The sequence below is a fragment of the Hymenobacter jeongseonensis genome (genome assembly GCF_015694725.1).
In the GTDB taxonomy this organism is placed as follows: Bacteria; Bacteroidota; Bacteroidia; order Cytophagales; family Hymenobacteraceae; genus Hymenobacter; species Hymenobacter jeongseonensis.
Map to the genome: position 1 here is coordinate 165,190 of NZ_JADQDQ010000008.1, position 21,822 is coordinate 187,011.

Annotated in this window: 16 protein-coding genes and 1 pseudogene; 3 read left to right on the forward strand and 14 right to left on the reverse strand. The window is 58.5% G+C overall.

Annotated elements, in window-relative coordinates:
- The first annotated feature begins 1 nt into the window (after position 1).
- Positions 2-1,516, forward strand: coding sequence for an FAD-binding protein (locus tag I2I05_RS16210; protein WP_196283302.1), 1,515 nt, complete (start codon positions 2-4; stop codon positions 1,514-1,516).
- Here the strand turns inward: I2I05_RS16210 and I2I05_RS16215 are convergent.
- Positions 1,488-4,046 (reverse strand): TonB-dependent receptor, encoded by a 2,559-nt coding sequence (locus I2I05_RS16215; protein WP_196283303.1) that lies wholly within the window; start codon positions 4,044-4,046, stop codon positions 1,488-1,490. The two genes, I2I05_RS16210 and I2I05_RS16215, sit on opposite strands and share 29 nt — an antisense overlap.
- 65 nt (positions 4,047-4,111) lie before the next feature.
- Positions 4,112-4,834: a ribulose-phosphate 3-epimerase gene (gene rpe / locus I2I05_RS16220; protein ID WP_196283304.1), complete on the reverse strand. Its 723-nt coding sequence runs from the start codon at positions 4,832-4,834 to the stop codon at positions 4,112-4,114.
- 139 nt (positions 4,835-4,973) lie between these two features.
- On the opposite strand from rpe, the gene I2I05_RS16225 reads away from it, so the two are divergent.
- The gene (locus I2I05_RS16225) at positions 4,974-5,570 is read left to right on the forward strand and encodes a beta/alpha barrel domain-containing protein (protein WP_196283305.1); all 597 of its coding nucleotides are present in this window, start codon (positions 4,974-4,976) and stop codon (positions 5,568-5,570) included.
- A 40-nt stretch (positions 5,571-5,610) separates the two neighbouring features.
- On the opposite strand, the gene trmB is transcribed toward I2I05_RS16225, so the two are convergent.
- The 10 genes from trmB to holA form a co-directional block, all read right to left on the reverse strand.
- Entirely contained in the window at positions 5,611-6,276 is a 666-nt protein-coding gene (trmB, locus tag I2I05_RS16230) for a tRNA (guanosine(46)-N7)-methyltransferase TrmB (protein ID WP_196283306.1), read from the reverse strand.
- Positions 6,277-6,319: 43 nt separating this feature from the next.
- Positions 6,320-7,633: a bifunctional folylpolyglutamate synthase/dihydrofolate synthase gene (locus tag I2I05_RS16235; protein WP_317192362.1), complete on the reverse strand. Its 1,314-nt coding sequence runs from the start codon at positions 7,631-7,633 to the stop codon at positions 6,320-6,322.
- 120 nt (positions 7,634-7,753) lie between these two features.
- A complete protein-coding gene (locus I2I05_RS16240; protein ID WP_196283307.1) occupies positions 7,754-8,635 on the reverse strand; it encodes a hypothetical protein in 882 nt (293 codons plus the stop codon).
- A gap of 143 nt (positions 8,636-8,778) precedes the next feature.
- Entirely contained in the window at positions 8,779-9,198 is a 420-nt protein-coding gene (locus tag I2I05_RS16245; protein WP_196283308.1) for an ExbD/TolR family protein, read from the reverse strand.
- 91 nt (positions 9,199-9,289) lie between these two features.
- Complete coding sequence (locus I2I05_RS16250) at positions 9,290-9,985, reverse strand: MotA/TolQ/ExbB proton channel family protein (protein WP_196283309.1); 696 nt, start codon at positions 9,983-9,985, stop codon at positions 9,290-9,292.
- 8 nt (positions 9,986-9,993) lie between these two features.
- Positions 9,994-11,223: an HU domain-containing protein gene (locus I2I05_RS16255; protein ID WP_196283310.1), complete on the reverse strand. Its 1,230-nt coding sequence runs from the start codon at positions 11,221-11,223 to the stop codon at positions 9,994-9,996.
- A gap of 109 nt (positions 11,224-11,332) precedes the next feature.
- Complete coding sequence (locus tag I2I05_RS16260; RefSeq protein WP_196283311.1) at positions 11,333-13,123, reverse strand: TonB-dependent receptor; 1,791 nt, start codon at positions 13,121-13,123, stop codon at positions 11,333-11,335.
- A gap of 36 nt (positions 13,124-13,159) precedes the next feature.
- Positions 13,160-16,357, reverse strand: coding sequence for a tetratricopeptide repeat protein (locus I2I05_RS16265; RefSeq protein WP_196283312.1), 3,198 nt, complete (start codon positions 16,355-16,357; stop codon positions 13,160-13,162).
- Positions 16,358-16,562: 205 nt separating this feature from the next.
- The gene (locus I2I05_RS22460) at positions 16,563-16,868 is read right to left on the reverse strand and encodes an ATP-grasp domain-containing protein (RefSeq protein WP_196283313.1); all 306 of its coding nucleotides are present in this window, start codon (positions 16,866-16,868) and stop codon (positions 16,563-16,565) included.
- 356 nt (positions 16,869-17,224) lie between these two features.
- Positions 17,225-18,283 (reverse strand): DNA polymerase III subunit delta, encoded by a 1,059-nt coding sequence (gene holA, locus I2I05_RS16275; protein ID WP_196283314.1) that lies wholly within the window; start codon positions 18,281-18,283, stop codon positions 17,225-17,227.
- Positions 18,284-18,435: 152 nt separating this feature from the next.
- Here holA and tyrS point away from each other — a divergent pair, with 152 nt between their 5' ends.
- Positions 18,436-19,755 carry a tyrosine--tRNA ligase gene (gene tyrS / locus I2I05_RS16280; RefSeq protein ID WP_196283315.1) on the forward strand — a complete coding sequence of 440 codons (1,320 nt, stop codon included), beginning with the start codon at positions 18,436-18,438 and terminating at the stop codon, positions 19,753-19,755.
- A gap of 240 nt (positions 19,756-19,995) precedes the next feature.
- Here tyrS and I2I05_RS16285 read toward each other — a convergent pair.
- A pseudogene (locus tag I2I05_RS16285) lies at positions 19,996-20,166 on the reverse strand (histone H1); the annotation flags it as partial.
- Positions 20,167-20,418: 252 nt separating this feature from the next.
- Entirely contained in the window at positions 20,419-21,666 is a 1,248-nt protein-coding gene (locus tag I2I05_RS16290; protein ID WP_196283317.1) for an aminotransferase class I/II-fold pyridoxal phosphate-dependent enzyme, read from the reverse strand.
- Positions 21,667-21,822: the final 156 nt, after the last annotated feature.

The following is a 21,822-nucleotide window of genomic DNA, read 5'->3' on the forward strand; positions in this document are numbered from 1 at the left end:
TTTGGTTGGATTAGTCATTATCCTCTCGCTGGGCATTCGGCCGGCGCAGCATTTGTGGCAGGCCCATAAAGGTGATGCGGTTTCAGTTCCTCTGCAAAATACCGGCATTGCCAATGATGTCAGCCAGTTGAACCCGACGCCTATGCGGACGGTCGGACTGGGGACTGACTCAGCGGCAAACCTGCGGCAACTGCGCGAATTGCTGGTACTGGCCCGGGCCACTTGCACGACGGTATCCATTGCCGGGGCGCAGCATAGCATGGGCGGGCACACACTTTCGCCAGACGGTATCCGCCTTGACATGCGGGCCTTCAATTACATGCGCTTTGATACTGTCTCTAACTTACTGACCGTTGGCAGCGGCGCTACTTGGGCCGAAATCATTCCTTACCTGAACCACCGCGGCCGGGCCGTGGGCACCATGCAGTCGGATAATGCCTTCTCCGTCGGAGGGTCGCTCAGCGTCAATTGCCACGGCTGGCAACCCAATCAGCCGCCCATCGCGGCCACCGTGGTATCGGTTCGGGTGTTGCTCGCCGATGGCCGCCTGCTCACGTGCAGCCGCACGAAAAACCAACAGCTATTTGGCTTGGTACTCGGTGGCTATGGGTTGTTCGGCGTCATTCTCGATGCCAAACTTCGCACGGTGCCGAATGAGTTATACAGCTACCATCGGGTAGCTGGTGCGGCGGAAAACTACATCCAAGAATATCGCCGGCACGTGGATGCCAACCCCCAGGTACATCTTGCCTATGGCCGGTTAAACGTAACTAATTCTCGTTTTTTGGAAGAAGCTACGCTTAATTACTTTACTACGGAACGGCTGGCTAAAGCCGATTATCCCATGGTGGAGCCCGGCCTGTTGGACTTAAAGCGGGCCGTTTTCCTCGGGTCGAAGCACAATACCTACGGCAAACAACTGCGCTGGGACTTAGAGCAGGGATTGAGCAAAGTTGAGGAAGGAAGCGAGTTCTCGCGCAATCAAATCATGAACGAAAGTCCATCGCTTTATATGAACCGCAGCCCCGGACAGACCGATATTCTGCACGAGTATTTCATTCCCGCCCGCCACTACAATGCGTTTCGTTTGGCCCTTCAACAGCGAATTCCCCGGCACAAAGCCGATTTGCTCAACGTCACTCTTCGGAATGTGTACGCGGACACCGATACTTTCCTGCCGTATGCCCGGCGGGAAGCCTTTGGCTTCGTCTTATTTTTCAATCAAGGTACCGCGCCCGCTGACGAAGCCGATATGACGGCTTTAACCCAGGAACTTATAGAAGAAGCTGAAAAGCTGGGGGGCACTTACTACCTGCCCTACCGCCTGCACGCCACTCCCACGCAGCTTCGCCGCGCCTACCCGCAGTTTGATGAGTTCCTCCGGTTGAAACTAGATTATGACCCCCAGGAGTTGTTCCAAAACAAATTTTACCAGCGGTACCGCATTGGCATTGGGCACTCAATAGGGAATGCCAAAAAGCAACCTGTTAGAACCGCGCAATCAAGCGCAGATTGACCACGCGCTGCGAGAGGTAGCTGGGCACCGAATACGTGACGCCATTCACGTCCTGCAAGTAGCTGTAGCCGGCCACGTTATTGGCGGCCAGCACATTGAGGATTTCCAGGCCCATCCAAATGCTTTCGAAACTGTAGAACCGCGCCTTGGGTGCATCGTTGTTTTTCAGGCCGATTACTTTGGAGAAACCCAGGTCTACGCGCTTGTAGCTGGTTTCCAAGGCATCGGTACCGCGCAAATCGGGCTGATTGGGCGGCGTGAAAGGCAAGCCCGTGCCGTAAACCACGTTGACGTAGCCCCGCACGGAGGGATTGTTGGGCAGATGGTCCTGAAAGAAAATGCCCACGTTGAGCCGCTGGTCCTGCGGCCGGCGGATGTATCCCTTGGGACTTCTGCCAATTTCCTTGCCATCTGGGTCGAAAGAACTCGTGGAATCGCCGGCTACGTTTTCGCGGGTGGTGAGCAAGCCCAGGCTAAACCACGACTCGGCTCCTTTCACAAACTCGCCGCTCACGCGGGCATCAACGCCGGCGGCGTAGGCGGTGGCGTTGTTTTTGGCAAAGTAACGCAGGCGCACATTGTCCACGTCGTAGGGCACCACATCGGTGAGGTACTTGTAGTAGACCTCGCCCGAAAACTTGAAAGGGCGGCCGTATTGCTGAAAGCTGATTTCCTTGCCCGCGATGAAATGGTAAGACTTCTGGGCCCGTAGCGCGGGGTTGAGAAACGCTTGCTGCACGCCCAGCTGAATGGTTTGTTGGTCGCGCAGCTCCCGGTAAAACGGCGGCTGATAATACACCCCCACCGCCGCTTTAAACGAGCGGTTGGGCTTGCGGCGGCTGATTTGCGAGTACTGCACCCGCGGGCTGATGACGAGCTGGCCGTTGGTGGTCCAGTAGTGCGCGCGGGCGCCGTACGTGAGCGTGCGCAACGAATCCAATGTCCAGGTGTCCTGCACAAAACCCTGGCTGCGCGTACTGCGCAAGCTCAAATCGGAGCGCAGGCGTAATCGCCGGGCATCGGGCACGAAATCGGCGGAGTCGGCAAAGCTGTATTCATCCAGCGTGTCGGAAATCCGTTCGCGGCCAATTTTACCCCCCCAGCGTACAGTATGCGCCCCCCCAAGCGTCCACCGGCCCCGGGTTTCGGCCGTGAAAATTCGGGCCGTGAGGGAATTGCGCGAATGCTTAAACTGCGAGCCAATATCGCGCTGCCGCACCGCCTGGTTGAAATCGGGCGAGTTTGGGTCGCGGTTGATTTCAGCAAACGTGTAGGCGGCCTCGACGTCGCGGTATTCAAATTCGCGTGACACCAAGGCTGAACCTAGCACCTCCATTTGCAGGTTTGCAGAGAAGTCGTGCTTCAGGTTCAGCCCGGTTTGGTAGGTATCGAACTGCATCCGCTCGCGCCCGCCGTAGGCGATGAACACCCGTGTAAACTGGTTGGTGCCCGTGGAGAAGGTGGCTTGTCCCGTTTCGGGCGAAAAGCGGTAATCGTTGTGCGCAACAACGCCGAGCAGCCCGAGCGTGGTACGCTGCAAGTCCTCCTTCTTCCCCAAGCCGATGTTGACAAAAGCCTGCGCATCGTAGAACGTGGGGTTGTAGCCGCCCTGCGCTTGCCGCAACGAACTCAGCACGTACTGGGCATTTTTGTAGCGCACACCAGCCAGGTAGCTCACGCGCCCGTTGGCAGAGCGGGCTTCGGCGTGGGCCGCTCCGCCCACCAGACTACCGGTGAGGGAAGCCGCAAACTTCTCAGGGGTTTTGTAATCCACGCTCAGCACCGACGCCAACTTGTCGCCATACTTGGGCTGCCAGCCGCCGCTGCTAAACTCGACTTGTTTCACCAAATCGGGGTTGATAAAGCTGAGGCCTTCCTGCTGCGCCGACGTTACCAGAAACGGCCGGTAAATCTCAAAGCCGTTCACATACACCAGGTTTTCGTCGTAGTTGCCGCCGCGCACGTTGTACGTGCTGCTCAGCTCGTTATTCGACACCACGCCGGGCAGCGTTTTGAGAATCGCATTGAAATCACCAAACGGGGAAGGAATTTCCTTGGCTGCCCGCGGGTCAATGCGGGTGATGCTGACTTGCTCGCGGGTATCGGCCTGGTCGGAGCGGCCCGTTACTTTCACCGCGCCCAGGGCTTTGGTGTCGAGCCGCATGGTTAAGCGCAGCGGTTCGGCCGCGTCGGCGGGCAGCGTGAGCGGAATGCGCAGCGGGAGGTAACCCAACCGTCGGATAATCAGGAAGGTGGTTTGGCCGGACGAATTCACGCGCACCGGCAGCGAAAAGGCACCTTCTGCGCTGGTATTGGCCCCGCCCGGCTGGCCCTCCACTCCCACCGCGGCCAGTTCCAAGGGCTGCCCCGTGGCGTCGCGCAACGTCCCCGTTACCGTGACCACAGTGGATGCCGGCGCTTTCTCCGCTGCTGGTTGTGTAATCTGGGCCTGAGCATCGGCCGCAGCCAGCAAGAGCACCACCAGCCCGCAGGCCCGCAGCGGGGTCAAGCTCCTTTTTGCACTTCCCATTAACGGTGACTGACTCGGTGTAATGCTTTTTTTCACAATGCTCAGATAACGGGCCGACCACAGGGCTATTGCCCGCGTCCGTCGGAGAATTCCTCAGCTGCGTTCAACTCCAGCCCGGCCAAATGGTCGCGCATGCGGGTCAGGGTGGCCACGGGGCCTTCGGGCGCACTAAACACAAAGTTTCCAGCTACCAGCACATCCGCCCCGGCTTCCACCAGCGGCCCGGCGTTGGCTAGGCTCACGCCGCCATCAATCTCAATCAGCGCATCAGAGCCCGCATCAAGTAGCAGCTCTTTGAGCATGGCTACTTTTTTCAACGTATTCGGGATGAACGCCTGCCCCCCAAACCCGGGGTTCACCGACATCACCAGCACCACGTCGAGGTCAGCGGCAATATCTTCCAGCAACGCCACCGGCGTGTGCGGGTTCAGGGCCACTCCCGCCCGGCAGCCCAATTGCTTAATCTGCTGCACCACGCGGTGCAGGTGCGTACACGCCTCGTAATGCACGGTAATGATGCTGGCGCCCGCGTCTCGGAAAGCAGAGAGGTATTGCTGGGGCTCTTCAATCATCAGGTGCACGTCGAGCGGCTGCTTGGCGTAGCGGGCCACGGCTTGCAACACGGGCAGGCCAAAGGAAATATTCGGCACAAACCGTCCGTCCATCACGTCGAAATGCAGCCAGTCGGCGGCGCTGGTGGCAAGCCGCTCGGTTTCAGCTTGCAAATTGGCGAGGTCGGCGGCCAGAAACGATGGAGCCAACAAAGGAGCACGGCGAATGGGGTTCATGGCCGCGAAGATACACCGGGCATCCGCTACCCCGGCACGGCCCAGGCAGCGCCAAGGCTCTACTTTTGTAGCCGCTTGGCCCGTGATTTAAGGCCGCGTTTTCCACTCTGCTTTTTGTTCGTCTTTCGTTTCATTTATCGTGCCTCACCTCGTCCCCCTTCTCATCCGCGGCATCAACAACCTGTCCGATGCCCGTTACTGCGCCGGCATGGGGGCTGATAAGCTCACCTTCGTTCTGGACCCGGCCCTGCCCGGGCACCTGGATACCAAAGCCGTTAAAGAACTAGCTGGCTGGATTGCCGGGGTTGAGCTGATTGGCGAATTTGACCAGCTAAGGGCCGCTGAAATCAACGCCATCGCGGCGGATTGCGCCCTGGATGCCGTGCTCCTGCGCCAACCCCGTTCCGTGCAGGAACTAGAGGAAATTGCGCCGCCGGTTTACCTGGAATTGGCCGCGGGCTCGCTGGCTACGGCGGCGTATCTCCCCGATTCGCCCGTAGGCATCGTGGTAGAATTAACCATTCCGCTCACCAGCGAAACCCTTGCGGGCTTGCGCGAAATCGCCTCCCAGCGGCCCCTGTGGGTTGGCCCGAGCCTGGACCCAGCCCTGGCGCGAGAGTTGATTATTCTGCTACCATTGGCCGGGTTAACATTTCCCTCCGGCGATGAAGTAAAGCCTGGGCTGCGCGACTTCGACCAGCTAGAAGCCGTTTTTGAAGCGCTCGAAATCGACTAACCGTCTGGCTTATGTAGTTGCTGAGCAAGCCACGCAATTCTTAGCTCAGCCGAAACTGCACGTACTTTATGGGCACTCCAATTGCGCGGTATTTGCCTTCAAAATTCGTTTGAATGGCTTGAGCTTCCGTGAATTCCGGGTTGTTTTCCGAATAGAGGTCCCGGGTAAACCGCTCCACCACGGCGCCGGGCCGGGATGCCAGGGTTTCCAGTGTAAACTCGAACAAGCCCTCGTTGTCGGTTTTCAGATGCAACAGCCCGCCCGGAGTTAACAATTGTTCATACAACGCTAGGAAGCGCGGCGAGGTAAGCCGGCGCTTGATGTCCCGGTCGCGGGGCCGCGGGTCGGGAAACGTAATCCAGATTTCATCAAGCTCGCCTCCGCCAAATTGGGCAGCCAGGGCTTCGGCCCGCATGCGCACAAAGCCCACATTTGTCAGGCCTAACTCCGCAGCACGGGTGCTGCCGCGCCAAATTCGCTCGCCTTTGATGTCGAGGCCGAGAAAGTTGCGGTTGGGGTGGCGTTGCGCCAGGCCCACCGTGTACTCACCCTTGCCGCAGCCTACTTCAAGGGTAAGCGGGTGCGGCTCCCGGAAGAAATCGGTGCGCCAGCGGCCGCCAAGCTGCTCGTATTCGGGCTTGCCGGGTTCAATGATGTCGGGGCGGGTGGCATTGTCCGTAAAACGGTGCAGTTTGACGCGAGGCAAGTGTGGGTATTGATTAGGTGTAACTTTAGGTTGGTTTTTCGGCTTAAGCAGGTCGGTAAAGGTCCTCGACCTCTGCCACCACAAAGGTGCTCCCCCCGATGAAGACAACATCGTCAGGCGCCGCCGCCTGGTGGGCCGCAGCTACGGCCAGGGCCACCGAGGCACAGGCGCGGCCCTGTAAACCCAGCGCGGCAGCTTGCCGGGCCAGGTCATCGGCGGGCAATGCCCGTGGAATGTTCGCGGCACAAAAATAATAGGTAGCCTCCTTCGGCAGCAGCGCCAGCATGCCGGCCACGTCCTTGTCATTCACCGCCCCGATAACCAAGTGCAGGTGCCGATGCGGCAGGCGCAGCAGTTGCGCCAGCACCAGCCGCAGACCGGCGGCATTATGCCCGGTATCGGCTACCACCAACGGGTGGTGGCCGATGATGCTCCATCGTCCCCGCAGGCCCGTGAGGTGGGTTACTTGCCGCAGGCCGGTACGTATCGCCGCTTCGGTAATCCGGAAGCCCTGGGCCCGCAGTTCATCCAGCGTGGCCAATACGCCGGGCAAGTTGAGCTGTTGGTAGTCGCCCGGCAAGCCTAGCTCGGCATTAAGGAGGTACGGGCGGCCCTGCTGGGTCACGGCCACTGGCCGCAGGCCGGTTTGCAGGGAAGGCTCGTCGGTAAATTCAGCGTGATAAACTTGGTCGGCGAAAACGAGGTGAGCCAATTTGGCCGCAGCTTCTCGTTTGAAAACATCGGCCACTTCCGGCTGGGATTGGCTTACCACTACCGGAACGCTGGGCTTAATAATTCCGGCTTTCTCCCCCGCAATTTCTGGCAGGGTATTCCCCAGCAGCGCCTGGTGGTCGTAGCTGATGTTGGTGATGAGCGAAACGAGCGGCGTAATGATGTTGGTCGAATCCAGCCGCCCGCCCAAGCCTACTTCGACAATGGCCACGTCGACGCGCTGCTCGGCGAAATAGCTAAAGGCCAACGCCACACACATTTCAAAAAAGGAGGGCTCCACTTCTTCAAAAAGCGGACGCCAGCGCGCCACCCATTCTACTAAGTAATCGGCGGATAGTTCCTGGCCATTTACCCGGACGCGCTCCGTGAATTCCCGCAGATGGGGCGAGGTATACAATCCTACGTTGTAGCCGGCCGCTTGCAGCACTGCTGCCAGCAAGTGCGAGCTACTCCCCTTGCCATTGGTACCGGCCACGTGCACGCTTCGGAATTTCTGTTCCGGATGCCCCATGGCCTCAGCCAGTTTAAGGGTATTGCCGAGGCCCTTTTTGAAGCCCGCCGCTCCCACCCGCTGAAACATGGGCAGTTGGTCGTACAGATAAGCCAGGGTTTCGGAATAGGTCACGAGTAGGCTGGTAAAAGCTTATTTTGAAAGTGCAAAGTAACGGCCTGCTTGGCGCATCAAACCCAAAAGCCCCGTGGCATGCTGGGCACACCACGGGGCTTTTACTAAGTGAGCAAACTGCTATCGAACTGTAAACCTGAAGGTATAAAACCCAGTAGCACCACCTGCGGCGCTGTTGGTTTTAATAAAGTTGGCATCGAGCAGCTTGTCGCGGCAAAGCTTTTCCTGAGCGGAGGAAACGTTGCCCGACACTTTAGAAACCGATTCCACTTCGCCATCCGACGAGATTTTAATCTTGAAGCGGACAACACCGGAGTTATTGTCGATGGCATCAACCACGGGCTTGCTCTCCAAACGCCAGCCGCTCATTTCCAGGCCGCCGCTGCCGGGACTGCTGCCACTGCCGCCACTGCCCGGGGCGCCGTAAAGGGCTTTGGAATCGAGGGAGCCGTTGGGGTCGCCTTGGTCGCCCACGGCACCGGGCCGGTCGCCGTTATTATTGCCGGTGGGCGCGTTGCTGGTGCCATTCACGCCGTTGCCGCCGCCCGACTCATTGCCCTTGGGCGAAAAGGTGACGGCAACTTTCCGGGCCGGCTTGGGCGCTACTTTAACTTCTTCTTTGGGCGGAGCGGGCGTTTCAACGGGAGCTTCAGAAACCGGGCTTTCTTCGGCCTCACTCGTAATGATTTTCTCCTGCGAAGGCGGCGTGGGGGCCGGTGTGGCCGCTACCTCGGGGCGGGGCTGGGGGTCGGGGTTGGCTACGGGCGGGCGGCTGTCTTCGCGGTTGGGCGATTTGTTGGCCGTGGCCATGCTCTGCACATCGCCCGAACCCGCCTCGTCGATGCCATAATTCAGCTCCACTCCATCGCCGCCAATGGCGGCCAAGGGTGGGTTCGGCCCTTTAAAAAACGTGAACATGAACAGCAACAGCAACAAGCCGTGAATGACCAGGGTGCCAATCAGGGCCTCGCGGCGGTACGGTTCGGGATAATCGATAGCCATCTTGTTGGTGATGAAGGGATGGTGCAACTGTTTTTTAACGCATCGGGCGAAAGTGAGTTCAAAAATGCCGGCTCATTCCTACCCTAAGTAGGTATTGACCTGCTTCTTCATAACTCACTGCCGAAATAACATCCGGCCCATCTCTACTTCCCGGCGGCTTGCTGGGCCTGGGTTGCCATCACCATTTTCAGCTTCAGGCGGTTGCCAATTTCCAGGATGTCCACCAGCTTCTGCACGTTCAGCGAGTTATCGACCCGCAGCACCACAGTGGGCTGCTCGGTGGTGGGCACGGTGCCAACCAGCGCCACCAGTTCGGGCTCTACCATGGCCGGATTCACGGGCTTCTTGTTCACGAAATAGGTGCCCGCCGCATCCACCGACACGGTGATGGGCTGCTTCATTACCTGCTTACTCGACCTGGCATTGGGCAGCAGGAGTTTGATAACGTTCGGGTTGACCAACGTGGAGGCAATGAGGAAGAACAACATCAGGAAGAACATGATGTCGTTCATGGCCCCAGTCTCGACGTGCGACGTGAGGCGATGGCGGCGGGAAAGATTCATCTTTATTTAGAATTAAAAAAGAGAAGTGAGGAATGAAGAATGGGCGACGCGCCGGAGTTCCTTCATTCCTCACTTCTCTTTTTTTGTTAACTTAGTTATCCTGGAGGATGTCCATGAACTCGATGGCAGAATTCTCCATTCGGAACACCATCCGCTCGACGAGGATGCTGAGCCAATGGTATCCCACGTGCGCAATGATGCCCACGATGAGGCCCGTGGCCGAAGTCACGAGCTTAACGTACAGGCCGTCGGCCACTTGCGGAATGCCAAACTCTTTGGTGGCGGCAATGGAATAGAAAATCTTGATAACCCCGATAATGGTACCCACGAAGCCCAGCATGGGCGCAATGCCGGCAATAATGCCCAGAATGCTGATGTTCTTTTCGAGGCGGGCAATTTCAATTTTGCCCACGTTTTCGACGCTGGTTTCAATTTCTTTCAGTGGCAGGCCGATGCGGCGCAGGCCCTTTTCTACCATGCGGGCCAAGGGCGACGCCGTTTGGGCGCACAGCAGCTTGGCCCCGGCCAAATCGCCTTTTACCATCAACGAACGGATGCCATTCATGAAGGAATCGGGGTTGCCAGCTGCCTTGCGGATGGCCAAGTACCGCTCTAGAATGATGTAAATAGAGATGAGAGAAAGCGCTAAGAGGGGAATCATTATCAGGCCCCCGCGCAGAATCAAATCAAGAACGGGAACTTCGGACTGAACAATCGGAGCATCCGAAACGGCGGTATTAACAGAATCAGCCGCGGTGGCGGCAACTTGCAAAAGGAATACGGACATGCGTTCGTTTAAAATTTCAAAGTATTGAAGTCACTGCGCTGGGTTATGCGCAAACGCTGTGCTTCGCGTTGCGCCGAAGCTAAATCGGCATAATCCGCAGCAGTAACCCGGAACAAGCGGCTGCCGGCAGGAGGCAGAATGATGTGCGTGGCGTGGCCGGTTTTGGTAAGGGCCTTGCGGCCTCTTTCGGCGTGGGCCAGCGTCCGGTAGGCGCCCGCAATAACGTAGTAACGGCCAGTGCGGCTTTTAATTGTAGTGGAGCTTTCTACCGCCTTGGCCACCGGTGCCGCAACGGCTGCGGGGCGCGCCGCAACTGCAGGAGCTTTCGCTTCGCTAGTACTGGTGGCTTCAGCCGAGGTTTTTATGGCCGATTTCTCTACTATGTCGGCATTAGGGGCAGCAATAGCCGATGAAACGACCTTACTAGCCTCCGGTTTTGCGTCATTTAGAGCAGGTACTGTGGCTGGCTGTGGAGCAACAACGGGAGCCGACGTAGCAGCAGAAGTCTCCAGCGGCGTCATGCCCTCGGATGCGAGCGGGGCGGCCGACGAATTGAAGTCGTGCTGGCCCAACGTTGCCTGTTGGGGCTCAGAGACGGACGTGGTGCTGGCCGGACGTTGGGCCCATTCCAATTTGGGCAATTGGGTTTGCCAGGCGGTGGGCAGGTACCCGGCATTGAGGGCTACTTGGTAGTTGGCCAACAGCAGCAAACTGGCGGCAAAGGCAATAACCCCCACGGGCAACAGGCGTGCCCAGCGCGGGCGGCGTGTAGCCCCCCCGCGCAATACGGGCTGCGGCCGTTTGGGGCGGGCATCGTTCGCCCGCACGGGGCGAGCGGCCAATTGTGGCAAGCCAAACGCCGAAGCCAGCAGATTGTCGGTACCGGTGTATTCGAAGGCCAAACCCCGGCCCGCCGCGCGACGGAAAATGCCAATACCCGGCAATTCGGTTCGGTTGGTTTCATCCAACTCCTGCTTCAGCCCAGCCACGGCGGTTCGCACGGCTTCACGGGCCTGGGCAATGGATAAGCCCAGGTGTTGGCTTAATGCATCCACCAGCAGGCCATCGTTGCGCGTCAGGGCTTGGTTGAAAGCCACCAGCTTGGTGGGCGGGCTCAACACCTGCCGGCCGGGCTGGGCCCGGGCCGACGACACATCGGCCACAAGGCCCCCAAAATCCGGGATAATCACACAGTCGTGGTCGCGGAGCAGGGGGCGGATGTGGTCGGCGAGATGCATTTTTTGGAGTTACTGATTACTAGTATCCGGTGGCTTGGCACTGATTCCTTGGTTCCTTAATTCCGACAAAAGCGGCCGGATGAATGTTAAGCAATTAATAACCAGAAACCTAGAACGTGTAGGTAGCGCCGCCCAGCACGTTCACGCCCTTCACCGGATAGCCGTAGAAGCGCTGATACTGTCGATTGGCAAGATTATTACCCATTACAAAGATGGATATTTTTGGCGTAATGCGGTAATCAGCGCGCAGGTTTAAATCGATAATCGGGTCGGTGGCGCGGTAAAAGTCAGGCGTGCGCACGTCGCCGAAGGTGGACCCTGGCCGGTAGCTAATGCCGTAGCTGGCCGCATAAAAATACCCCTCCACGCTGACCATCAGCTTGTCAAAAACATTGTATGTTCCGAATACGGAGCCTTGAAATTCGGGCCGATGAAAAGGCTGGGGCAGGTTTTTGAGGGCGTACTTATTATAGTCAAGGCGGGTGCCCAACCGGAATTTCTCGGCCACGTTGTACAACAGCTCGCCGTGGATGTTCAGCACGCCAGTGGCATTCTGGTCATACACGAGGTCGAACTTGGTGGGGTCAATGGCGTTATTCAGGTAGAAATACAGGTTGCGGTCGCGCGCATACGTGGCCCGGGCGTTGAGTTCAAGACCCCGCACTGGCGTCGACGTGAACCCCGCGTAGATAGTAGGGCCCCGGTGGGTATCGGCCACGTTCAGGCCCCGGTTTAGCCATGGATTCTCGGTGCTCAGGTCGTAGCGCGTGACGCGTTGCAGGGCGCCACCCAGGCCCGCATACAGCATAAATTTCTCGGGGGCAATGGTATAGCCCACCCGCACGGCCGGGTAAATCACCCCCTTGCTCACATTCGTCGTAGTGTCGGATGAATAACCCAACGTGGCGCCCAAGGTAAAGGCGAGGCGCTTGTTGATGAATTCATAGGCCGGCGTGGCTTGCACAAACGTGCGGTTGCGCGTCACCAACGGCAGCGGGTCGGGCTGAACCGGGTTGCCGGGCGCCAGGTCTTTCTCCGAGATGAACGAGGCATCTGCGGTGACGGTCACGCGGCTGGTTTCGCCCAGTGCGTAGCCGCCTTTGGCGTTCACCATCACATTGTGTTCCTGGGCATTGAAGCTGTCGCCCCAATACCGGTACCCGATGCCGGCATCATACGTCAGCACCTGCTCGGGGTCGCGGTTGTGGGCGTAAGCCTTTACTCCAAAGCGGTTGAATACCTGCTTGATATCGGCGGCATCCGGCTTGGGGGTGGTTTCGGGTTGGTTGGCTGCCTTCTCGTAGCCGTAGAAATTGTAGCGTTCCCGGCCCACGTCAATGGTAGCGCCAAAGGCGGCGGTGCCTCGGTATAATTCGCCCATCAGGTGCGCGCTGGACTCCGAAACGCCGGAATTCTTGCCATCAACGGGCCCCGTCAGGGAATTCACGTGCTTGATGTCGAGGCCGTAAGCGTGGTCGGTATTGCGGGTGCTATGGAAATACCCCCGCCCGTAAAACGTGCCGTAATTTCCCAATCCTGCTTTGATAAAGTTGCCGGTGAGCGGCGTTAGCTCCTCGCTGCGGATGGTAAGCACCTTCACCGACGGATTCAGGCGGTCGGCCGGCAGCCGGAAGTCTGGAAACGTGTAGGCCACCTTGCGTTCGGCCGGGGGAGGCGCGGGCAGCTTGATTTTCGAAAAGTTGCGGGTGGCTTCGGGCAGTTGATTTACCCGTTCTTTCACAATTTCAATCTCGGCTTCTTCAATCTTGCCCGTGGTTCGGGGGCGCGTGGTTTGGGCCGAAGCCGTGGGCATCAAGCCCCCCACCAATGCCGCCGCCAGCACCCAACCCGCCAGTGGGCGCACCGTTGGCTTATTCTGTAGTATCAACAAACGCTTCATCAGCAAATGATTATTCAATGAAAAAATACGCGGCGCCTAGCGTTGGGTGGCCGTATCGGCCGGAGCGGTAGCGTCCCGTAGGTTGCTGCGCGGCGCGGCGGCCTTGCCCTTGGTTGGGGTTTTAGCGGGCGTTTTGGCCGGAGCGGGCTTGGGGGCGGCCGGTTCAGCAGCCTCGTCGGGCTGGTCGGCTCCCAGCGTTTTGAGGCGCTGCTTGGCTCCTTCCACTATCTCCGCTACCGGGAATTTATTGTCGATGATGGAGTTGAGCGTGCCACGGGCCTGGAAGTTGTCGCCCTGCGCGGCATAGGCATCGGCGACTAACAAGAAGGCGCGGCCCTGCCACAAGGTGTAGCTGCTGAAATTGGCGTTCACCTTCAGCGCCTCGGCGATGGCTTCCTCGTACTTCTTTTGTTTGAAGTAGGTATCGGCTAGGTAATACTGGGCTTCGGCGCCGTTCACGTCGTTGGGAGCGGCGGCTACGGCAGCGGTCAGTTCGGTGGCCGCTTGGTCGAAGGTGCCGGCGCGGTAGCTGGCCTTGCCGATGTACAGCAGCGCCGCGTTGGTGGCATTTGATGTTGCACCGGCCTGCGTGCGCAATTCTTCGGCCACGCGGCGGGTGCCGGGATAGTCGCCGGCCTCGTACAAGCTGCGCATCTGGCCTAGGGTGGCATTGGCTACTTCGCGGCGGTTGGTGCTAGCCCCGCGCAGACGCTCGTATAGCTTGGCCGCTTCGGCGTAGCTCTTATTTTCAAACTCCAGGTCGGCAAGGCGGCCTACGGCGCGGTTCAGGAACTCGCTTTTTCCTTCGGTCACCACGGCGCGCAGCCGGGTTAAGCCCTGCTGCTTGTCGCCGGTTTTCAGGTAAGAATCGGCCAGGAAGAACCGGGCATCCGGCCCGAGAGCCGACTGCGGGTACTGCTTCAAGTAAGACTCGATGCGCAGAATGGCCGGCTGGTATTTCTCAGCTAGATATAACGATTTAGCAGCTTCAAATTCGACACTCTCCGTGGCCTTGCTGTCGGGATTTTGGATTTTAAACGAAGCCAGGGCCGCGTCAAATTCTTCGGTGCGGCCCAGCGCCGTCAGGCTTTCCTGGAGGCTGTAGAGAGCCTGCGAGGACGCTTCGCTGCGCGGGAATTCGGTGAGCACGCGCTGGAAATCGGCCACGGCCTTTTCGTGCTGCTGCAGGTTGGCGAAGGAGACGCCGCGCTTCTGCAGGGCTTGCGGCACAAGCGGGCTGTTGGGCCGGTTGTCAATCAGGCGGGAGAAGCCGGTGGCGGCGGGCTGGTACTCGCCGGCTTCGAAAGAAAGCTGGGCCTGCTGGAACACGGCCTCTTCTGCGTAGCGCGAGTTGGGGCTTGTTTTGAGGAGCGAGGCCAGCGTGGTAGTCGCCTCATCGCGGCGGCCCATGGCGCCCAGCGTGCGGCCTTTTTGATAATAGGCGTAGTCCTTATCGGCAGCGTTAGCCTTTATCACCTTGTCGTAGAGGTCCAGCGCTTGCGGGTAGCTTTTGGCCACATAGTAGGTGTCAGCGAGGCGCAGCGTGGCGTCGTAGTAATTCGGGTCGTCGGGCTTGGCCGATTTGTCGTTCAGAAAAGCCTGAAACTGTGGCCGGGCGCGTTCATACTGCTTGGTATTATAATAGGCGTAGCCCAAGCCGTAGCGGGCCTTTTGTTCAAACTCCACTTCTTCGGCGCTCACACCGCCCTGCCGGGCCGCCCGGGCGGCCGCCGAGTAGGCCGTGATGGCATCGGGGTACTGCTGGCCCACGCTGTAAATTTCGCCTCGCAAGACCTGGGCCGCGGCGCGCAAGGCGTCATCTTCCGGGTATTTCAAGGACTTATCCAGCAGCGGCAGGGCCGCACTGTAGTTACTGTTGTTGTAGAGCGACGCAGCCTGCGAATACGCCACGCGCTGGTAGGTGGCGTTTAGCTTGTCGCTTCGGTCATCAAGGCCTTCGAGGTACGCCAGGGCCTGAGAGTAGTCGGTGGAAGCCAGAAAGCTGGTGCTCAGCAAATCATCCACCGTGGCTTGGTTGGCCGACCGGGGAAAGCGTTTGCGGAAGTCGCGGAGCACGGCAATCACCTCGGGCAGGTTGCCCAGCTCGTAGTGCACCTGGCCTAGCTTGAGGGAGGCGTTCTCGGCAATCTTTTTATCAAAATCACCCTGGCGGGCGGCGTCGAAAGCGGTAACGGCTTGGGGCTTCTGGTTGGCTTGCACGTAGCTCAGGCCCAGGTGATAGGCGGCGTTCTGCCCCAGCGAATCGCGGCGCACGGCCACGTTTTTCAGGCTGGCGATGGCGCCTTTAAAGTCGCCCATCTTGTAGTTGGCGAAGCCAATCTTATACTGCAGGCTCGGCTCAATCTTGCCCTTGCGGATGGCGGCAAACTTATCGAAGGCCTCGGCGGCCTCCTTGTACTGTTGCTTCTGGTAATACGCATCGCCGAGCAGCAGCTGAATTTCGTCGGAATTCTGCGGTGGCGGGGTGTCCTTCAGGGCCTTCGAGGCGTAGCCAATCAGCTCGTCGTATTTGCCTTCTTTGTAGTAAATCTGGGACACGATGGCGGGCACCACTGGCTTGTAGGCGTCGTTTTGCTCGGCCACGCCCAAGTCGGCGCGGGCGGCGGCAAAATCGCCGGCCCGGTAGGCCAGGTAGCCTGCGTAGTAGGAGCTAGCGTATTTGAACTCGCTCTGGACTTGCTTGCTGCGGTCGAAAAGCAGCCGGGACTTCTCGTATTCCTTTTGCTCGAAGTAGCTATAAGCGAGTTTGAAGTCGGATTCGGCGCGTTGCTCGTTGCTGAGGTTGTCGGGGGCTACTTTCTGGAAGTAGCGAATAGCCGACTCATAGTTCTTTTGGTCAAAGTAAAACTTGCCCAGCTCGAAATAGGCCACGGCCGAACGCGGGTGCGCTGGGTGCTGGTCGGCGAAGGCCAGAATCAGGCCCTCGGCGTCGGGATGCAGTAAATACAGGCCGCTTACGGCGTAGTAGTACTCGGCATCGGCGGTGCGGTCGGCCGAAATGGGACTGGCCTGGCTGCTGCGAACGGGCTCGACGGCGAGGTACTGCCGGAACGCCTCCTGGGCCGCGCCGTACTGGCCGCGGTCAAACAGTTCCAGCCCTTCTTGAAAGAACCGCTCATCGGCGGCAAAAACCTGGGTTTGCTGGGCGTGGGCCGCTACTGGCGCCACGGCACTCAGGGCGGCGGCCAGCGCCAACCGGGGAAATAGCTTCATGAAAATACCTTGCGTGGAGGGGCCGCACCGGACCCGGGAACTCGCCAAAAGTAGCGATAAAAGCCCGTAGGTTGCCCACAAAACGCAGAAACGCAGGATTCATTGCCGAACTGACAAAAGCCGGTCAGTTGAAAATGGCAGTAGTCCTCGCTGCCCGTCATTTCGGCCCAGCGTGCCGACAGAAACTTAGCATACGTTACTGCCGTCAGGCAATAAGCACCCAGCGCATAGCCTTCGTTCCTTCCACTACCACGGTTTTTCCGTCAGCCGTGCAGCCAATTTCCAACGCAAAAGCTGCCAGAGCTGAGGGTAAATAAGCCGCTAGCGCCTGCTCTAGCACAGTTGGGGTGAAATGGGAGCGCCAATTTCCTTTATAGGGTCGCACGTCTAAAATCTGGCCATATCGAACAAAACACCTCCATTCGGCCACCAAGTGCAGCGGTTCGGCGAACCACACGGGCGTATCCTGATATAGGTCGCCATACCAAATTTGGGTGTACGCCTTAAGCATGGTGTCTGTGTGCTTGTATGTGTTGCAACAAGTAAAAAGCCCCGTCGGCGCGTGCCAACGGGGCTTTCGTTCAAAATCCTGAAGCCGCTTGACTATTTTGGGGGAGTGAAGTTGGGCACCTTCAGGGTACCGTTTTTGTAACGCTTATACAAGTACGCGGCACCGGCGGCCAGCAAAGCTCCACCTACTAGTTTGCGGGATGGTGATGCGCCCACTGGCGTACCTTCGACATTGGTTCTGCGGCCGAATAGGCCGGAAAGGAGGCCCCCCAGGGTGCCACTCGGTTGGTTGTCGCTCATGAGTGAAATCAGCTTAAGGTAAAATCCACTCCTGTTACGGCCCGCAGCGGGTTGGTGTTACTGCAGCACCCCTTCGGGCACGTTGTGCAGAATCAGCCACACCAACTCCCGCAGAATTTCACCGTCGTCCATCGAGCCGCTTTCGATGCCTTTGCTTTGTGCATCGGCCCGCCGGATGAGGTGAATGATGCCTACCACCCGCTCCACCGGGTACACGCGCAGGGCCTGCTGGTATTCTTTTTGGGCGAAGCTGTTCATTATACCCAGCTTCTTAAACTCGCCATCGACCGGGTTGGAGCCGGCTTGATGTAGCACCAGCAGCTTGCTGAAAAACCCAAACAGCAAAGTCAGGTTGGGGATGAGCGGGTTGGCCTTGGGGTTGGCGGCGAAGTAGCCCAGAATGCGGTTAGCCTTGAGCACATCGCGCTGCACGAGGGCTTTCTGCAGCTCAAAAATGTTGTAATCCTTGCTGATGCCCACCATTTGCTGCACCAACTCTTCGTCGATGGGCTGGCCGGGCTTGAGGTTGAGCACCAGCTTGTCGATTTCGTTGGCCAGCCGGCCCAGGTCGGCGCCAATGTACTCGGCCAGCATGGCCGTGGCCTGCCCCGTAATCTGCTGGCCGCGGTGGCGCACGTTGGCCGTGAGCCACTGCGGCACCTGGTTGTCGTAGAGCTTCTTGCTGGTCATCAGCACGGCCGGCGATTCTTTGCCGCTCAGCAGCTTGCCTAGCTTCTTACGGCTGTCCAGGGTCTTGTGCTTGTAGCACAAGACCAGTACCGTGCTGGGCAGCGGGTTTTTAAGGTATGCTTCCAGAAAAGGCCAGCTCCGCTCCTGCTCCAAATCGGCCACAGTTTGGGCTTCCTTCACGATGACAACCGAACGTTCGGCCATCATCGGAAAGCGTTTGGCTTGGCTCAGAATACCGGTCACGTCCACGTCTTTGCCGTACAGCACCACTTGGTTGAAGCTGCGCTCGTGCTCGGCTAGGGCGGTTTTCTCAATCAGGTCGGCAACTGCATCTATATAGAACGGCTCCTCGCCCTGCAAAAAATACACAGGCTGAAACTGTCGCTGCTGCAGCTGCTTTAGGAGGGCGTCGGCTTCTAGTATCAAGGGGAGAATGCGCGAATGAGTGAATGGGTGAATAAACAATCAGTGCGGTTATCCACGCGAGCAAAGGTAAAGCTGCCTAGTACCTTTGGGCCCACGTTACGCGGATGAATTACCCATTTGATTCGCCCATTCACTCAATCACCCATTCAGCCTTGAATTTAATTGAAGAACTGACCTGGCGCGGCATGTACCATGACGCCATGCCCGGCACTGCCGAACACTTGGCGGCCCACGCGCCCATCACCGGCTACATCGGCTTCGACCCCACCGCCGCCTCGCTGCACATTGGCAACCTAGCCACCATCATGCTGCTGGTACACCTGCAGCGGGCGGGCCACCGGCCCGTGGCCCTGGTAGGCGGCGCTACCGGCATGATTGGTGACCCCAGCGGCAAATCGGCCGAACGCAACCTGCTCGACGAACCCACCCTGCGCCGCAACCAGCACGGCATTCAAGCGCAACTTGAGAAGTTTCTCGACTTTACGCAAGGCCCCACCGGCGCGCTGGTGGTGAACAATTACGATTGGTTCAAGGACATTGGCTTCCTGGGCTTCCTGCGCGAAGTTGGCAAGCACCTGACCGTAAACTACATGATGGCCAAGGACTCGGTGAAGCGCCGCATCAGCGGCAACGAGGACAGCGGCACCGACGGTATCAGCTACACCGAATTCAGCTACCAGCTGCTGCAAGGCTACGACTTTGTGCACCTCAACAAAACCCTGGGCTGCACCCTGCAAATGGGCGCCAGCGACCAGTGGGGCAACATCACCACCGGCACCGAACTCATCCGCCGCATCAGCAGCGCCGAGGGCCGCGAGGCCAAAGCTTACGCCCTCACCGGCCAGCTCATCACCAAAGCCGACGGCACGAAGTACGGCAAATCAGAAACCGGCACCGTCTGGCTCGACCCCGCCCTGACCTCCCCGTATCAGTTCTATCAATTTTTCTACAACGCCGCCGATGCCGATGTGCCCCGCCTCATCCGAGTATTCACCCTGCTGAGCGAGCCCGAGATTGTGGCCCTGGAGACCGAACATGCCCAGGCTCCCCACCTGCGCGTGCTCCAGAAAGCCCTGGCCCGCGACGTCACCACCCGCGTGCATTCCCTCGAAGCCACCGAAGCCGCCATCGCCGCCTCCGAAGTTCTGTTTGGCAAAGGCGACCTCGAGGCCCTGCAAGCCTTGGACGAAGCCACGCTGCTCGACGTATTCGCGGGCGTGCCGCACATCCTCGTGCTTCGCTCGGAGTTCGCCCATCTGAATGCCGTGTCCTTGCTCAGCGATGCCACCATGCACAAGATTTTCCCTTCCAAAGGCGAGGCGAAGAAAATGATTCAGGCCGGCGGCGTGAGCCTGAACCGCGAAAAAGTGGCCTCGCCCGAATCCTCAGTAGCAGCCTTGCCCTTACTGGCTGGCAAATACTTGGTGGCTCAAAAAGGCAAGAAGAACTACTTCCTGATTGAGCTGGAATAAGCAACCCCGCACCTCTGGCTGCGCTGCTTGCTGCTACCAATAACTAGCCCAAAGAAAAGGCCCCGCTGAATCCAGCGGGGCCTTTTCTTTGGGCTAGCATCCACAGCGCCGGCGCGACCTTGAGGTTGCGCGCGAAGCCGTGGCCGGGCCTTACTTCTTTTTAGCAGGAGCAGCTTTCTTGGCAGCAGGAGCAGCCTTTTTAGCAGCGGGAGCAGCTTTAGCAGCGGGAGCGGCAGCACCGGCGTTCTTAGTGTTCTGTACTTCGGTACGGAACGCCTGGGCCATCGTCTTCAGCTCCTGCATGCCTTTGCGCACACGGGTGCCCGCAGCAGCGTTCTGCTTGTCGTAGAATTTCGAAAAGTCGTCTTCGAGCGACATCACGAGGTCCTTCAGTTTGCCGAAATTGTTCATTGTGGGTTGGGTTTGGGGTGAAAAATGAAAGTATGATGGTGTTAAGCCGGCCCTAATATACAGGGATTTCAAATGCAAGCAAGTTTTCCATTTTTTTTCTAAAAGCCCCTCCCCTGCTTTTAGAGGCCTATTTTGCCAAAAAAAAGGCCCTTTGCGCAAAGTAGACATCCCGGCACTTCCTTGGTATAGTACCAAAACAAAAACGCCGGCCTCCCATCTGGGAGGCCGGCGCGAAGTGCCATAGCGGCGAAATTAGGCGGTTTGGAAAGGCGCGGGGGTTTTGTTGTAAAGCCCTTTGGCCAGCTTGGCACCCATGGCTTCGAAGGCCACAATCGTTTCTTGCACGTCTTCCAGCGTGTGCATAGCCGTGGGAATCAAACGAAGCATGATAACGCCCTTGGGCACCACCGGATACACCACAATAGAGCAGAAAATGCCGTGATTCTCACGTAAATCGAAGGTTAGGGCCGTTGCCTCGGAAAGTTCACCGTTCAGCAGCACGGGCGTTACCGGCGACTCGGTGGTGCCGATGTTGAATCCTTTTTCCTTTAGGCCGCCCTGCAGGGCCCGGACAATGGTCCAGAGCTTTTCGCGGTATTCGGGGTGGTTGCGAATCAGCTCCAGACGCTTCAGGGCACCGATTACTAACGGCATGGGCAGCGATTTGGCGAAAATCTGGCTGCGCATGTTGTAACGCAAATATTCAATCACGCTTTCCTGCCCGGCCACGAATGCGCCGATGCTGGCCATGCTCTTGGCGAACGTGTAAAAAATTAGGTCTACGCCCTCTGCACAGCCCAAATGTTCTGCCGTTCCGGCTCCGGTAGCGCCCAGCGTGCCAAAACCATGAGCATCGTCCACGAACAGGCGGAAGTCGTATTTCTTCTTCAGCTCCACGATTTCGCGCAGCTTGCCCAGGTTGCCCGACATGCCGAACATGCCCTCGGTAATTACCAGGATGCCGCCGCCGGTTTCGTCGGTCAGGCGCTTGGCGCGCTCCAATTGCTTTTCGAGGTTTTCGATGTTGTTGTGAGGAAACACAAACCGCTTGCCTTGGTGCAGGCGTACGCCGTCGATGATGCAGGCGTGCGACTCGGCGTCGTACACAATGGCATCGTGGCGGCTCACCAGCGCATCAATAATGCTGACCACGCCCTGGTAGCCAAAGTTAAGAAGCAATGCCCCGGGCTTTTGCACGAAATCGGCCAGCTCGTTTTCCAGCTGCTCGTGCAGCGTCGAGTTGCCGCTCATAATGCGCGCGCCCATGGGGTAAGCCATGCCGAATTCGGTGGCGCCGTCGATGTCGGCTTGCCGCACTTCGGGATGGTTGGCCAAGCCAAGGTAATTATTCAGGCTCCAGGTCAACACCTCTTTGCCGCGAAACTGCATGCGGGGATGGATTTGGCCCTCCAGCTTGGGGAAAGCGAAATAACCGTGGGCGTAATGCGATTGCGAGCCCAGGGGGCCGCGGTTGGCCGAAATCCGGTCGAAAATATCCACTGAAAAAACGGGAAATAGGGTGGTTGTAAAAGCAGCATAAGGGCCGCAGGAGGCGCGCGCATAGCACGCACAGCAGGCCCAATCACAAAGGTAGCCCGGGGCCGCCGTTGTACATAATTTGGGCTTAATAACGTCATTCTGGGTTCGATGTTTACG

Bases quoted from the DNA above. Each gene is read 5' to 3' on its own strand.
- I2I05_RS16215 (WP_196283303.1), bottom strand. From the start codon at position 4,046: ATGGGAAGTGCAAAAAGGAGCTTGACCCCGCTGCGGGCCTGCGGGCTG.
- rpe (WP_196283304.1), bottom strand. From the start codon at position 4,834: ATGAACCCCATTCGCCGTGCTCCTTTGTTGGCTCCATCGTTTCTGGCC.
- I2I05_RS16240 (WP_196283307.1), bottom strand. From the start codon at position 8,635: ATGGCTATCGATTATCCCGAACCGTACCGCCGCGAGGCCCTGATTGGC.
- I2I05_RS16245 (WP_196283308.1), bottom strand. From the start codon at position 9,198: ATGAATCTTTCCCGCCGCCATCGCCTCACGTCGCACGTCGAGACTGGG.
- I2I05_RS16250 (WP_196283309.1), bottom strand. From the start codon at position 9,985: ATGTCCGTATTCCTTTTGCAAGTTGCCGCCACCGCGGCTGATTCTGTT.
- I2I05_RS16255 (WP_196283310.1), bottom strand. From the start codon at position 11,223: ATGCATCTCGCCGACCACATCCGCCCCCTGCTCCGCGACCACGACTGT.
- I2I05_RS16260 (WP_196283311.1), bottom strand. From the start codon at position 13,123: ATGAAGCGTTTGTTGATACTACAGAATAAGCCAACGGTGCGCCCACTG.
- I2I05_RS16265 (WP_196283312.1), bottom strand. From the start codon at position 16,357: ATGAAGCTATTTCCCCGGTTGGCGCTGGCCGCCGCCCTGAGTGCCGTG.
- I2I05_RS22460 (WP_196283313.1), bottom strand. From the start codon at position 16,868: ATGCTTAAGGCGTACACCCAAATTTGGTATGGCGACCTATATCAGGAT.